Below are 13,881 nucleotides of genomic sequence, written 5' to 3' on the forward strand. Positions count from 1 at the left end.
CCGCCGGCGCGGGAGAGGCGGGGAATAAGCGGAGACAGTCTCCTGTTGGCCGTGCGAGGAAGCGCACGGCCGAAGACAGGAGGATCCCCGTGGCCGGAGTCGAGAAGGCGACGGACGACAAGGGCGTGGACGACAGGGACGCGGACGGGATCCGCGGCGCGGCGCACGGCACCGCCCCCGTCCCCCTCTCCGTGCTGGACCTGGTCACCGTCGGGTCCGGCCGCACCGCCGGCGACGCCCTGCGCACGAGCGTGGACCTCGCCCGGTTCGCCGAGGCCCGCGGCTTCCACCGGTACTGGGTCGCCGAGCACCACTCCATGCCCGGCGTCGCCTCCTCCTCGCCCGCGGTGATCCTCGCCCACCTCGCCGCCCACACCGAGCGCATCCGGCTCGGCTCCGGCGGAGTCATGCTGCCCAACCACGCCCCGCTGGTGATCGCCGAGCAGTTCGGCACCCTGGAGGCCCTCGCCCCCGGCCGCGTCGACCTCGGTCTCGGCCGCGCCCCCGGCACCGACGGCGCCACCGCCGCCGCCCTGCGCCGCACCGACCGGCTGAACGAGGGCGCCGACGACTTCCCCGAGCAGCTCGCCGAGCTGACCCGCTTCCTGGACGACGACTTCCCCGACGGCCACCCCTACCGCCGCATCCACGCCGTCCCCGGTCCCGTCCAGGCCACGTCGCCCGGCGGCGTCCAGTCCCGCCACCGCCCGCCGATCTGGCTGCTGGGCTCCTCCGGCTTCAGCGCGCGGCTGGCGGCCCTGCTCGGCCTGCCCTTCGCCTTCGCGCACCACTTCTCCGCGCAGAACACGATCCCGGCGCTCGACCTGTACCGGGAGCACTTCCGGCCGTCCGCGGTCCTCGCCGAGCCGTACGCGCTCATCGGCGTCTCCGTGCTCGCCGCCGACGACGAGCGCGAGGCCCGCCGCCAGGTCCTGGCCACCGGCCTCAACATGATCCGCCTGCGCTCCGGCCGGCCCGGCCTGTTCCCCTCCCCCGAGGAGACGGAGGCCCACGAGTTCAGCCCGCTGGAGCGGGAGTTCGTCGACTCCTGGGCCGCGAACATCGTCCACGGCACGGCGGACGAGGTCCGCTCCGGCCTCGACGACCTCCACAAGCGCACCGGGGCCGACGAGCTGATGCTCACCAGCCACGCCCACAGCGGCGAACTGCGCCTGCGCTCCTACGAACTCGTCGCGGACGCCTACGGGTTGCCCACCGCGTAGGACGCCGAGCCCAGCAGCTCGGAGATGCGGTCCGGTGTCACCGGGCGGGAGTAGAGCCAGCCCTGCCCGGTGTCGCAGCCGATGCTGCGCAACCGGCTGGCCTGCGCGGACGTCTCCACGCACTCGGCGGTGACGGTCAGCCCGAGCCGGTGCGCGAGGTCGATCATCGCCTCGACGACGACCTGGTCGGCCGGGTTGGGCGGCGCCCCGGCCCCCTCGTACTGGAAGCCCCGTACGAACGACCCGTCCAGCTTCAGCACCGACACCGGGAGCCGGCTGAGGTAGGCGAGGTTGGAGTAGCCGGTGCCGAAGTCGTCGATGGCGATGTTCACGCCCATGTCGCTGAGCGCCTGCAACACCTGCAACGGCCGCCCGGCCGAGCCCATCACCGCGGACTCCGTCAGCTCCAGCTGGAGCAGGTGCGGGGGGAGCCCGGTCTCGGCGAGGATCCGCGCCACGTCCGCCACCAGGTCGGAGTCCCACACCTGACGGACCGCCACGTTGACGCTCACGAACAGCGGCGGGTCGTCCGGGTGCTCCCGCTGCCAGGTGCGCGCCTGCCGGCAGGCGGTGGCCAGCACCCAGCGGCCGAGGGGCACGATCGAGCCGTCCTCCTCCGCCAGTGCGACGAACCGATTCGGCGGCAGCAGCCCGAAGCGCGGGTGGTTCCAGCGCACCAGCGCCTCCACCCCGCGCAGCCGCCCGTCGGCCATGCCCACCAGCGGCTGGTACTCCAGCCGGAACTCGCCCCGGTCGATGGCGGGCCGCAGCGTGGAGGCCAGGGCCTGGCGGGTCATCAGGTGGGCGTTGCGCTCCGGGTCGAACAGCGTCCAGCGGTCCTTGCCGTCCACCTTCGCCCAGTACAGCGTGGTGTCGGCGGCCTGCATCAGTCCGGTGGCGGTGGTGCCGGCCGCGTGCCGTTCGACGACCCCGATCGACGCGGAGACGTTCAGCCGCTGACCGGCCAGGTCGAACGGCGCCTGGAGCGCCTTGAGCACCGACTCGGCGAGGTCCGCGAGCTGTTCGGTGCCGGTGGAGTCCTCCACCAGCAGCGCGAACTCGTCACCGCCGAGCCGTGCCACCAGCGGCACGCCCGGCCGGTTGCGCCCGGCCTCCTGCGCGCACTCCGACAGCCGTTCGGCCACGGCGGCGAGCAGCCGGTCGCCGACCCGGTGCCCGAGGGTGTCGTTGACCGCCTTGAACCCGTCGATGTCCAGGTAGCACAGCCCGATCCGGCCGGTTCCGCTCTCCTCGTACGCCTCCGCCTCCAGCGCGGCCGACACCCGTTCGAAGAACAGGGTGCGGTTGGGCAGCCGGGTCACCGGGTCGTGCATCTGGAGGTGGCGCAGCCGGGCCTGGAGCTCGCGGTGGGCGCTGACGTCGGTGACGGAGAGCAGGATCCCGCAGGGCTCGCCGTCCAACGGGGCCACGGTGACCTGGGCCCAGAGCGATCGTCCGTCGGGCTGCTTCAGCCGCCGGGTGCAGCGCAGCCGGGCCTGACGGCCGCGGAGCACCTCGCGGTAGTCGTGCCAGGCGCGGGCGTCCGAGGCCAGGTCCAGCAGGTCGGCGGCCACCCGCCCGACCAGGCCCGCGGACCCGCCGCCGAGCAGGGCGCCGAACGCCTCGTTGGCGTCGGTGACCAGGCCTTCCCGGTCGACGACCGCCATGGCGAGGGGGGCCGCGGCGAAGACGCGGCGGTAGGCGGGCGAGTCGTCGTCGGCGCGTTCCGGGAGCGGCGCGTCCCGCGTGCCCGGGGTGACCGTCGCGTCCGTCGGGCCGGGCGGCCGGTCGGGTTCGTTCCCACCGGACGATGCACCGGTGTCACTCTCTGTGACGGCGGACCGGTCGAGGTCTGCCGCGGGCGTCGACCCTTCGGACGTTCCGCTCACCGCTAGCTCCCGCAGTGCACTCGATCTCTGTCCGCGCAGCAAAGTGTGCCGATCATAGAGGCTGGCCCGGACTCGCGCAGCCACTGCCCAGTGTCCCGGAACATCCCGCCTTTCTGACAGATCGTTTCTGCCCCGGGCGGGCCGGTTCCGTGGACGCGCGACCCCTTGTGACGTTCCGTGAGTATTCCGGGGATGTCGGCAGTGATGCCCGTTTTGCGCCTTCTCACTCATCCGGCGTAGACAAAAGAGGCGTAATACGACAAACCTACACATGCTGGGTGCGGTGTCCGTGAACCGTTCCCGGAGGTCTTCCGTGCCGCGACAGCGCCCGCGTCCCCGACTGCGCAGCACCGCGGCCGTGTTCACCACCCTCTCGGCGCTCGCCGCGACCTCCCTCGTCGCCGCGCCCTCGGCCGCCCACCCCTTCTCGGTCCTCCCCTGCGCCCTCAAGCGCACCGACGCCCACCACTCGGAGGGCCTGGACACCTGGAACGCCGCCTATCCGCAGCCGGCGCGGGCCCTCGACGCGGTGATGGTCTTCCTGTCCTTCCCGGACTGGACGCCGATGACCTCCCCCGCCGACCTGGCCGCGGACCACTTCCCGGCCACCGGCGAGTACTTCCGGCAGGCCTCCTACGGCAGGTTCACCCTGCGCGCCCACCCGCTGCAGCGGTGGATCCGCATGCCGAAGCCGTCCACCGCGTACGCCATACAGCGCGACTGGAACGCCGCGCACCGCGCCGCCTACCTGCGCGACGCGCTCGCCGCCGCCGACGCCCAGGTCGACTTCTCCCGCTACGACGTCGTCTACTTCGTCGCCGACCCGGACGCGCCCGGCGTGGACTCCGACGCCACCAAGGTCGTCAACATGGACCGGCCGCTGCGGGCCGACGGCACGGACATCCGCCGGGTCGTCACGGTCTTCGAGCGGCATCCGCCGGACCGGCTCGTCCTCGCGCACGAGACAGGCCACGTCTTCGACCTGCCGGACCTCTACCACCGCCCGACGGACGGCAAGGGCGACTGGGACACGCACGTCGGCGACTGGGACCTGATGGGCAGCCAGTTCGGCCTGGCACCGGACCTCTTCGCCTGGCACAAGTGGAAGCTGGGCTGGCTGGACCGGCGCCAGGTGGTGTGCGTGGCCGCCGGGACGACGGCGCGGCTGACGCTGGAGCCGCTGGGCGCCGGACCGGGCGTGCCGGTCGCGGGGGCCGTCGGCTCGCCGGTGTTCGGGCTCGGCCGCGGCGCGAAACTCGCGGTCGTCCGGACCGGCACCGGCAGCGCCCTCGCCTTCGAGGCGCGCGGCCCGGTCGGCAACGACCGCTCCGCCTGCCGCTCCGGCGTCCTCGTCTACCGCGTCCACAGCGGCGCGGAGTCCGGCCGGGGCCCGGTCGAGGTGATCGACGCCCACCCCGGCAGCGAGGCCTGCTGGGAGAACTCCGTCTACCCGCCCCTCGCGGACGCGCCGGTCGACGCCGGCGAGAGCTTCACGGTGCCGGGGGAGGACGTGCGGCTGGAGGTGGAGGGGAGGAGCACGACGGGCACGTGGACGGTGAGGATCACCGCCGGGTGACCTCCCGGCGCGGGGACGACGGCGGCGGCGGACCGGTCGGGGTACGGGGCGCGGAGCCCTCGCGGCACGCGGTGAGGGCGCGCGAACACGACGATGGCGGCTCGTGGTCGCTTTACGCGAACACGAGCCGCCATCGTCATCGTGCGCCGCCAGGGACTCGAACCCCGGACCCGCTGATTAAGAGTCAGCTGCTCTAACCAACTGAGCTAGCGGCGCCTGCTGACGTCGTAGACCTTAGCACCCTGGTCGGCGGGGTGAGAAATCGATATCCGCACGGCGGCCCGGGCGGCCCGGACGGCCGCCCAGAGCAGGATCTCGGGGCCCGGCAGCCAGGGATGCCGGGTGTCGGGGGCGACCATCCAGCGGGTGGCCGCGTCCTGCGGGGAGGTGAGCGGCGGCGGCACGGTCACCGCGTCGCCGGTGCCGTGGCAGAGCAGCGGCGGGACCGTGCTCGTACGGCCGTCCGGGCGGCCGTCGGAGCCCCACTCCTCCCACTCCAGCAGCGAGGGCAGCCGCTGGGCCGCCCCCGGCGCGGCGAACAGCAGCGTCCGCCCGCGGAACGCGGCCACCGGGCCGGAGCCCGGCCCCTCGCCCCACAGCCGGTCGAGCATCAGCCGTCCGAACATCGCGGGCGCGCTCACCACGTCGAAGACGGTGCCGCAGGGCAGGACCACCGGGGCGTGCGGCCGCTCCTCCCACAGGGCGAGCGTGCTGCGCGGGTAGGGGCCGGCGGAGGCCAGCCAGGCGGCGCCGTCCGCGGTGACTCCGACGGCGCCGGAGCGTTCGGTGAGGGGGGCGTCCCATGCGCTGCTCATGCGTCCAGGTCTACCGGGCGTGAACAGGCGATCTCACCGAGTCGCGGAAAACCGGGACGGGGAGGGGCGGGAGGGGGTATCTTGCCCGGTCGGCATATGCCGGAGGCGACGCCGGGTGACGGGACGCGGCCCGGGCCGCCGGGACGAGCCCGATGCTCCGCCCGGGTGGTGCCGGGGGTGTCCGAGCGGGACCCGTGTCCGGGCCGGAAGGCGGTCGGGCGGGTGCGTCCTCCGCTCGGGCGGTGTGGGCCGCGCGGGTGATGCGCGCCCCCTACACGGGGTCCGCGAACGCCGGTCCCTCGCCGCCGCCCCGCAGCAGGTCCTGGCCGAACTCGACCATCCGCTTCGCGTAGTCCTCGGTCCACTCGGCCCGCTCGGCGATGTCGGCGGGCGTCAGCCGGTCGAACCGGCGCGGGTCGGCGAGCTGGGCGGCCGCCACCGCCTGGAACTCCACCGCCCGGTCGGCCGCCGCGCGGAAGGCGAGCGCCAGCTCCGTCGCCCGCGTCAGCAGCGCACCGGGGTCGTCTATCGACTCCAGGTCGAAGAAGTGCTCAGGGTCGCCGGCCGCCTCCGCCGGCTCGAAGAGCAGGGGCGCGGGGCGTAGCCGCGGTTCGTTCCGACGCGGCGTGGGCTCCGCCATGTCTTCTCCTTCTCGTACGGTCGGGATGGCGCCACTGGTGAGCGGACCACCTTCCATTGTCCCCCCGGGGCGCAAGAGGGCCTTGGGCCGGTTTTCCCGGGCCCCCCTGCTCAAGGCTCCGGAACGCCCCGGTGTTCCCGGGGACGGGGGAGACCCGCTCGCGGGAACGGCCGAGGGCCCGGGCCGGCCGTGACCCCGGCCCTCACGGTCGCCACGTCACCCGGTGTTCCGCCAGGTGCGCCAGGACCGCGTGGTTCGCCTCCCAGCCGTCCGGGAACTTCACGAGCGTTCCCAGCTGGACCGGCTCCGTCGACGGGTAGTCGTCGAGCAGGTCGCCCACGCCCGCGCGGCAGACCACGACGCAGGCGTGGCGGTGGCGGGAGGCGAGGACGCAGAGGCGGCCCGTCTCGAGGTGGAAGGCGGTGGCGTCGGGACGGCCGGACAGGGGGTGGAGGACGACGGTGACGTCGAACTCCCGGCCCTGGAGCCGGTTCGCCGTGTCCACGGTGACGTCCGCGACGCCCAGCTCGGCGAGGGCCGCCCGGACCGCGGCCGCCTGGTCGCGGTGCGCCGTGCCCACGGCGACCCGGTCGGCGGTCAGGGGCGCGGGGTCGGAGGACCGCTCCGAGGTGGCCGCGCCGCCGCGGTCCAGCAGGCGGCGGACGACCGCCGCGACCGCCCGTACCGCCTCCGGGTCCGTGCGCGGCGTGTGCCGGGCGGGCAGCTCCAGCAGGCCCCAGCCCGACTCCGCCGCCTCGTCGATCACCCGGTCGGGACCGGAACCGTCCGAGGGGACCGCGAAGGACAGCCGCCGGTCGCCGTGGTCCGTGCCGCTGCGGAACGGCGTGTACGGGTAGAACGCGTCCGACACCAGGGGCGCCGCCGACGCCGGCAGCCGCCACGACACCGGCAGCCGGTGCTGCGGCAGGCCCGGGTTGTGGGCCAGCAGCGTCGTCACCGCCGAGGCCGACGGGTCGTACGACAGCCCCGCCCACTGCTCGCTGCCCACGATCGCGAACGGGTCCAGCTGCCCCGGGTCGCCCACGAACAGCGCCCGCTCGAACAGCCCGGCCACGGCCAGCAGACCGTCCGAGCGCATCTGGTACGCCTCGTCCACGATCGCGTGCCGCCACGGTTCGTCGGTCTTCACGTGCGCCCACTTCGCCGCCGTGGAGATGACGACGGGCAGCCCGGTGAGGTCGCCCGCCTTCGCCGACTTCCGTACGTTCGGCAGGCCGTCCAGCGCCTTGTCGTACGCGTCGGCGTCACTGCTGTGCAGGCGGCCCACCGGCAGCTCGGGGTTCTTCTCGGCGAGCCGCAGGACCAGGTCGTCGACCTGGGCGTTGGTCTGCGCGACCACCATCAGCGGGCGGCCCGCGTCGGCGAGCTCCAGCGCCGCGCGGACGACCAGCGTGGACTTGCCGGCGCCGGGCGGGGAGTCCACGACCACACCGCGCGCCGTGCCGTGCAGGGTGTCGTGGAGGATCGCGTCGGTGGCGCGGGCGGCGGCGGTACCGGGGTCGAAAGCGGCCCTGGTGGTCACAGGACGTCCTCCTCGGTGACGGGATCGGCGGCCTCGGGCACCTGCTCCCCGGGCGGGCCGCCGTGCGTCCACGGCGTCTCCTCCGGGTCGGGCAGCTTCGCGCCGCCGCGCTGCTCGTGCTCGAAGAGCGTGAAGCACACCAGGTCGCCCTTCTCCGGCACCGACCCCTCCTCCGGCTCCTTGCCGCGGCCCATCCTGTCGACGATCCGCAGCACCAGGACGCCCTCGTCCTCCTGGCCCACGAACTGCGCCGCCTGCGGCTTCCCGCCCAGCGACCGGTACACCTTCGCCCGCTCCCCGAGGTACGGCCGGTCGTCCGTGCGGACGGTGACCAGCGGACGGGGACTGGGCCGCTTGCCCTCGCCGTACGCCATGACGACGTCGACGACCTCGCCCGCGAACGCCTCTCCGGCCAGCCGCCGCCCCGCCATCACCAGCGGGTCGTCGAGGGCCTCCTGCGCCTCCAGACGGGCCTGTTCGCGCTCGCGCGTGGCCAGCTTGTTCGCGGCGGTGACCGCGTCGTCGCGGCGCGGCTGCGGGGGCTCGCCCGCCACCACCCGGTCGCGGTGACCGGTGAACGACCAGCGGTCGCGCGTCCACCGCTCCTCGACGTGCGCCCCCTCGGGCAGCGCGCGCAGCAGGTCCAGCCCGCGCCACACCGCGTGCCAGGTGGGCAGCGTCCGGCTGCGCACCAGGTCGCGGATCACCCGCTCGGCGGCGGTCAGCTCACCGAGCCGGTCGTCGGCCTCCAGGCCGTCCTCGGCGGCGGCCAGCGCGCCGCGCGCGCGGTCGTAGCGCTCGATGGCCGGGGCGAGCAGCTTGTTGTCGAACGCCGGGTCGGTGGCCGGACCGGCGGGCGGGCACAGCAGTTGGCCCTCGGCGTCCCGGGCCAGCTCGGCCCGCAGCGCGGCCTCGGCGCCCGTCTCGCCCTCGGGCGGGTCGATCCAGGCGAGCAGCGCCCCCAGGTGCTGGTCCTCCAGGCTGGACTGCCCGGTCGCCCAGTGCCGGCCCAGCACCTCCGTCAGCGCGAGCAGCAGCGAGGAACCGGGCACCCGGGCCCGCTCCCCGTAGTGCGTCAGCCACCGCCCGAGCAGCGGCACGCGCGGCGGCGCCGGGTACGGCGTCTCGGGGTCCTGCTCCGCCGTGCGGCGAAAGCGCATGGAGCGGCCCAGCAGGCGGACCAGGTCGACGCCCGCGCGGCTCGGCACGATCAGCTGGGGCGCGTCGGCGCACAGCTCGACCTCGACCTTGACGCGCTTGCCGGTCTGCGGGTCCGTCTCGTTGCGCTCGGCGGCCTCGACGACGTCGGCACAGGAATCGATGTACGGCAGGACGACGTCGGCCAGTTCGGCGAGGAACGCGAACCTCAGGTCGCGGTCGCGCGGCTGCGGGACGGCCAGCAGCCGGGGCGCGTCCCGGTCGGTGCCGACCAGCGCGCCCAGCGGGGCGCCGGCCTCACCGGCGGTGGTCAGCGGCACGAACACCAGCGGCCGCTCGGACAGGTGACGGTGCCGGACGGTGGCGGCGGCCTGGGCCCGGCCGGTGGCGACGGCCTCGAGGCGGGCGAGGGTGGTGATCAGCGACACGTCGCCTCCAGTGCCTCGCTCCGCAGCCGCGCCGCCCTGCGCAGGGCCGCCACCGCCGGGTCGTCCGGATCGCCGGCCTCGCCGCGCGCGGCCGCCAGCACGTCCCCGACCGTCGTCAGTCCGCCCAGCTCGGCGCGGACCGGGCGGCCCAGGGCGGTCACCGCGCCGGCCGTCCGGGAGCGGTCCCGGCAGTGGAACGCCAGCTCGCACGCGGCCAGGCACTCGGGCGCGTAGGCCGCCGGGACCGACTCGACGGCCGCCGTCAGCTGCTCGGCGGGCAGTTCGGGGGAGAAGCACGTGCCCTCCGGGAGGGCGTCGGCGATGTCCTGGACGCGGGTGAGCCGGGCGAGTTGCCGGCGGGTGACCGCGCGCTGCTTGCGGACGTCCACGGCGGACGCGGTGGGCAGGTTGGAGAAGTCCTTCGGGCAGACGAGCAGGACGCGGTGGCGGACGGCCGGCGGGGCGGCGAGGCGCGCGGCCACGTCCTCCAGCGCCAGCACGTACACCGCGGCCTGGCGGGCGGCCGCGCCGACCTTCGCCGGGTCCGCCGACCCGTCCAGCATCGGGAACGACTTGATCTCCACGACCGTCCAACTGCCGTCCGGGTGCACCACGACGGCGTCCGGCTCCAGGAAGGCGGGGGAGCCGGCGACGTCCAGCGCCAGCATCGGGTGGTCGAGCAGCGTCCAGGTGCCCGGGGCCTCGGTGGCCTCGCGCAGCGCGAGCGCCGTCCGCGCGGTGCGGCCCTCGGGGCCGACGGCCGACAGGTCGGGGACGCTCGCCCCGGCGGGCGGTGCGGCGCGCGGGTCGAGCTTCTCGTGGACCAGGCGCAGCAGTTCCGCGCCGCCGTCCGCCTTCACCTTCGCCTCGAACGCGTTCCCCCGGGTGAGGGCGAACTGGGACTGCCCGAAGGCCGACGGCGAGCCCAACGCGCTCGCCAGCGTCGCCTTGTTCACCCCGGCGCCGTCCAGGATGGCGCGCCGGCTGCACCCCGGGTTCGCGGCGAGTGCCGCGAGCGCCCGGGCGTCCAGCGCCTTGGCGGGTACGTCGGGGCCGCGCAGGTCAGCGAGCCGCTGCCGGAGCGCCGTCCCCCGCGTCCGAGGGGGAGGCACCCGGCTCGGCTCCGGACCCGAACCGTGACTCGCGCTGCCGTGGAATTCGCTCACCCGGGGAAGTGTGGCATCCGCCACCGACAATTGAGGTCTCCGCGCCCGCGGAGGCCACCGGGACGGACGGGACGCGCGTCGCGAACAGCGGGGCGCGGGCCGCGAGCCAGGGCCGGACGCGGTCCGCCCGGCGCATCACCAGCGGCGCCAGCAGCAGACCGGCTCCCATCACCGCCGCGCCCGCGGCCGCGTCGAGGAAGTAGTGGTTCGCGGTGCCCATCACCACGAGCGTGGTCACCAGCGGGTAGACGACGCCCGCCGCCTTCGCCAGGCGCGTGCCGCCGTGGCGCCACAGCATCACCCCGCACCACAGCGCCCAGCCGACGTGCAGGCTCGGCATGGCCGCGTACTGGTTGGTCATGCCGCCCAGTCCGCGCGGGGCGCTCGCCTCGCCGCCCCACCAGCCGTACGAGCTGTACTGGGCCATCGTGTCCACGAAGCCGTGTTCCGCCGACAGCAGGCGGGGCGGGCAGGTGGGCAGCAGGGTGAAGCCGATCAGGCCGATGAAGGTCGACGTCATCAGCCAGGTGCGGGCCGCCCGGTAGTGCACGGCACGCGAGCGGAACAGCCAGACGAGGACCACCGGTGTCACCAGGTAGTGCAGCGACGCGTACCAGAAGTCCGCCGGGACGCCGATCCACGCCTCGGTGCGGAAGAGGCGGTTCAGCGGGTGTTCGGCGTTGAGGTGGAGGAACTTCTCGATCCGCAGGATCGCCAGGCCGTGGTCGACGGCGGTGCCGACGTCGCCCCGGGCGAGCAGCCGGCCCGCCGAGTAGCAGGCGTACACCAGCAGGATCAGGGGCAGTTCGGTCCACCAGCGCAGCCGGCTCGCCGGGGCCGCCTCGGTGCCCGGTGTCTCGGTGTGCGGCATCCGATCGCCTCCCCCTTCTCGTCGCTGCCGCGCCTGTGGCACGGAGGTGCCACTTTACGGCGTGTGCGCGCGCCCGCTCCGGACGCCCCCGGCCCTCAAAGACGCGGGGATCGCCCCTCGGGTTGCCCCTTTTCAGGGTGAGCGATGATGGAGGGGTTCCGCCTCTGATTTGTCCCTGGGCCCTCCCAGGGTTTCCCCGGAAAGGTCCCCCATGGCACCGCGCATCCTGCTGGCCCGGCACGGACAGACGGAGTGGTCGCTGTCCGGCAAGCACACCGGCAGGACCGACATGCCGCTGCTGGAGGAGGGCCGCCGCGGCGCCGAACTGCTCGGCGAGCGGCTGCACCGGGGGCCGTTCGACGGCCTCCCCGGCGTCGAGGTCCGCACCAGCCCGCTGGCCCGCGCGCGTGAGACGTGCGAACTCGCCGGCTTCGGCGAGCGGGCCACCCCCTGGGACACGCTCATGGAGTGGGACTACGGCGCCTACGAGGGCATGACCCCCGACGACATCCGGGCCGTCCGTCCCGGGTGGTTCATCTGGCGCGACGGCGTGCCCGGCGGCGAGAGCCTCGCCGAGGTCACCGCGCGCGCGGACGAGGTGGTCGCGTGGGCCCGGGCCGAGGACCGGGACGTGCTGGTCTTCGCCCACGGGCACATCCTCCGGTCGATCGGCGCGCGGTGGCTGGGCCTGCCGCTGGACTTCGCGGCCCGGATACGCCTGAACCCGACGTCCCTGTCGGTCCTGGGCTGGGCCTACGGCGAGCCGGCGATCGAGAGCTGGAACGACCTGGGCCACCTGGCGGGGTAGCGGACCGGGGGCGGCCGCCGCCCGGAGGCGGTTCCGCCCCTCGCGCGCCCGCGGACCGCCCGGCGCGGGAGAGCCGCCCGGCGGCGCGGACGGCTGCCGTGCGGGCCCGTCACACCGCCCGGGGCGCCGAGGCGTGCCGCTCCAGGAACTCCGACACCCCCGAGGCCCGCCGGTGCGGCAGCAGCACCCGCGCCGTCCCGGCCAGCATCGTCTGGATCCGCGACGACTGCACCTGGCCCAGCAGGTCCAGCACCCGCATGCCCGCCGCGGCGGCCTCGTCGGGCCGGCCGCCGCGCGCGAGGTCGTCCGCCAGCTCCGCGGTGTACAGCGCGATGTTCCGGGTGAAGTGCGGGTCCTGGAGCTGTGCCGCCCGCCTCGCGTGCCGGGCCGCGCGCGGCCAGTCGCCCAGGGTGGACCAGCACTGCGCCTCCAGCCCCTCCAGCTCGGCCTCGCCGTAGAAGCTCATCCACTCGGGGTCGGCGTCCGAGGCGCCCCGCTCGTAGAGGGCCTGGGCCCGCGCGAGCGCCTGCTCGCAGCCGGTGCGGTCGGCGAGGCCGGCCCAGCCGCCCGCCTCGCGCAGCGCGAGCAGCGACATCAGCCGGGGCGAGCCGAGGGGGCGTGCGACGCGCTGGGCGGCCTGGGCCGCGCGCACGGCCTCGCGCGGCCGGCCCGCGTCGCGGGCGAGGAACGCCGTGTTGCAGAAGGCGTGCGCCTCGAGGGCCGGGTCCCCGGCCGTCCGGGCGGTCGCGAGGGCCTCCGCGTAGTGCGAGCGCGCGTCGTCGAAGCGGCCCGAGTCGTGCGCCAGCCAGCCCACCGAGATGGCGAGCTCACCCGCGCCCGAGTGGAGCCGGTCGGCGGTCGCCTGCCGGGTCGCACCGGCGTCCAGCAGCGCGTACGCGGCGCGCAGCGGGGTCGCCGCGCGCCGGTAGAGCCCGTCGGCGCCGTGCCGGTCGTCCAGCAGCCGGATCCTGCGGACCGCTTCTTCGAGGGCGCTCGCGTGGCCCGACCCGACGCGGCGCGCGGGGCGTTCCGCCGCCGCCGGTGCGTCCAGGCGGAGCCCGAGGGGGCCCAGCGAGGCGGCGGCCACCGTGGCGCCTCCGCCGGTCATGAATGCGCGACGCAGCACGTCGCTCTCCTCGTGGTCGTGGTGCGTGTCGTACGGGTCCTGCGTGTCATACGGCTCGTGCGCCCCGGGCGTCTCATCCACGTCCGGGGCGTCCTCGGCGGCGCGCGACCCGCGCCCGCGTACGGACGAGCGGGGCGCGAACCCCAGATCCGTGAGCGTGCGGCCGGGGAACATGTGCAGGAACACCCGCTCGTACGCGTAGTTGGGGCAGCGGATCTCCCCTGCCTCGACCCGGCCGATGTAGCGCGCGTCGCAGCTCACCCGCTCGCCGATCTCGCGTGCGGCCCGCCGCACCAGGGCCGCGAACTCGGCCGGCGAGCGCTGTCCGCGCAGGTGCCGGAAGGCGAGGTTGGGCCGTGATGGCCGGTTGGGCCGGGGTGGGGTCACCGTTGACGACGCCATGGCCGGGTCCTCTCGTGCGAACCGTCGAACCATGCCGGAGTCCGAGGGGGTGACCGTGTCGTTCGGGGCGCCCGCCCCGGTCTCCAGCGGGCAAGAACGTACCCGTTGTGACAGGTCCGCCACGCTGCGTTTGGCCACAAACCGGATATCTCCTCCGTGATCTGCCATGAACTGCCATCCTTTGCGGCGGACTTCCGCCGTAGCCGTTGACGGCGTGCCGCGTTGTGCTCTGTGGA

11 protein-coding genes and 1 tRNA gene are annotated in these 13,881 nt (G+C 75.0%); 3 read left to right on the plus strand and 9 right to left on the minus strand.

All coding sequences use genetic code 11. From position 1 onward, the window contains the following. Positions 1-89 precede the first annotated feature (89 nt). A complete protein-coding gene (locus ACH4F6_RS07095; protein WP_397958885.1) occupies positions 90-1,223 on the plus strand; it encodes an LLM class flavin-dependent oxidoreductase in 1,134 nt (377 codons plus the stop codon). On the opposite strand, the gene ACH4F6_RS07100 is transcribed toward ACH4F6_RS07095, so the two are convergent. Next, complete coding sequence (locus ACH4F6_RS07100) at positions 1,202-3,112, minus strand: putative bifunctional diguanylate cyclase/phosphodiesterase (protein ID WP_397958886.1); 1,911 nt, start codon at positions 3,110-3,112, stop codon at positions 1,202-1,204. The two genes, ACH4F6_RS07095 and ACH4F6_RS07100, sit on opposite strands and share 22 nt — an antisense overlap. Positions 3,113-3,425: 313 nt before the next feature. On the opposite strand from ACH4F6_RS07100, the gene ACH4F6_RS07105 reads away from it, so the two are divergent. Further along, positions 3,426-4,688 carry a M6 family metalloprotease domain-containing protein gene (locus ACH4F6_RS07105; RefSeq protein ID WP_397958887.1) on the plus strand — a complete coding sequence of 421 codons (1,263 nt, stop codon included), beginning with the start codon at positions 3,426-3,428 and terminating at the stop codon, positions 4,686-4,688. 142 nt (positions 4,689-4,830) lie between these two features. On the opposite strand, the gene ACH4F6_RS07110 is transcribed toward ACH4F6_RS07105, so the two are convergent. From ACH4F6_RS07110 to ACH4F6_RS07140, 7 genes are all read right to left on the minus strand, one after another. Next, positions 4,831-4,904: transfer RNA gene (locus tag ACH4F6_RS07110), tRNA-Lys, on the minus strand. After that, positions 4,895-5,503 carry a bifunctional DNA primase/polymerase gene (locus tag ACH4F6_RS07115; RefSeq protein WP_397958888.1) on the minus strand — a complete coding sequence of 203 codons (609 nt, stop codon included), beginning with the start codon at positions 5,501-5,503 and terminating at the stop codon, positions 4,895-4,897. The genes ACH4F6_RS07110 and ACH4F6_RS07115 overlap by 10 nt, the downstream gene beginning before the upstream one ends. Positions 5,504-5,774: 271 nt before the next feature. Beyond that, a complete protein-coding gene (locus ACH4F6_RS07120) occupies positions 5,775-6,143 on the minus strand; it encodes a hypothetical protein (RefSeq protein ID WP_397958889.1) in 369 nt (122 codons plus the stop codon). 202 nt (positions 6,144-6,345) lie between these two features. Next, positions 6,346-7,686 (minus strand): AAA domain-containing protein, encoded by a 1,341-nt coding sequence (locus ACH4F6_RS07125; protein ID WP_397958890.1) that lies wholly within the window; start codon positions 7,684-7,686, stop codon positions 6,346-6,348. After that, entirely contained in the window at positions 7,683-9,272 is a 1,590-nt protein-coding gene (locus tag ACH4F6_RS07130) for a hypothetical protein (protein WP_397958891.1), read from the minus strand. The genes ACH4F6_RS07125 and ACH4F6_RS07130 overlap by 4 nt, the downstream gene beginning before the upstream one ends. Next, complete coding sequence (locus ACH4F6_RS07135) at positions 9,263-10,384, minus strand: hypothetical protein (RefSeq protein WP_397958892.1); 1,122 nt, start codon at positions 10,382-10,384, stop codon at positions 9,263-9,265. The genes ACH4F6_RS07130 and ACH4F6_RS07135 overlap by 10 nt, the downstream gene beginning before the upstream one ends. Next, positions 10,335-11,309 (minus strand): phosphatase PAP2 family protein, encoded by a 975-nt coding sequence (locus ACH4F6_RS07140; protein ID WP_397958893.1) that lies wholly within the window; start codon positions 11,307-11,309, stop codon positions 10,335-10,337. The genes ACH4F6_RS07135 and ACH4F6_RS07140 overlap by 50 nt, the downstream gene beginning before the upstream one ends. 211 nt (positions 11,310-11,520) lie before the next feature. On the opposite strand from ACH4F6_RS07140, the gene ACH4F6_RS07145 reads away from it, so the two are divergent. Continuing rightward, positions 11,521-12,117: a histidine phosphatase family protein gene (locus ACH4F6_RS07145; RefSeq protein ID WP_397958894.1), complete on the plus strand. Its 597-nt coding sequence runs from the start codon at positions 11,521-11,523 to the stop codon at positions 12,115-12,117. 109 nt (positions 12,118-12,226) lie between these two features. On the opposite strand, the gene ACH4F6_RS07150 is transcribed toward ACH4F6_RS07145, so the two are convergent. Further along, positions 12,227-13,645, minus strand: a complete 1,419-nt coding sequence (locus ACH4F6_RS07150; protein ID WP_397958895.1) for a hypothetical protein — start codon at positions 13,643-13,645, stop codon at positions 12,227-12,229. Positions 13,646-13,881 lie beyond the last annotated feature (236 nt).

This window comes from Streptomyces sp. NPDC017936, from assembly GCF_044328485.1.
GTDB lineage: Bacteria > Actinomycetota > Actinomycetes > Streptomycetales > Streptomycetaceae > Streptomyces.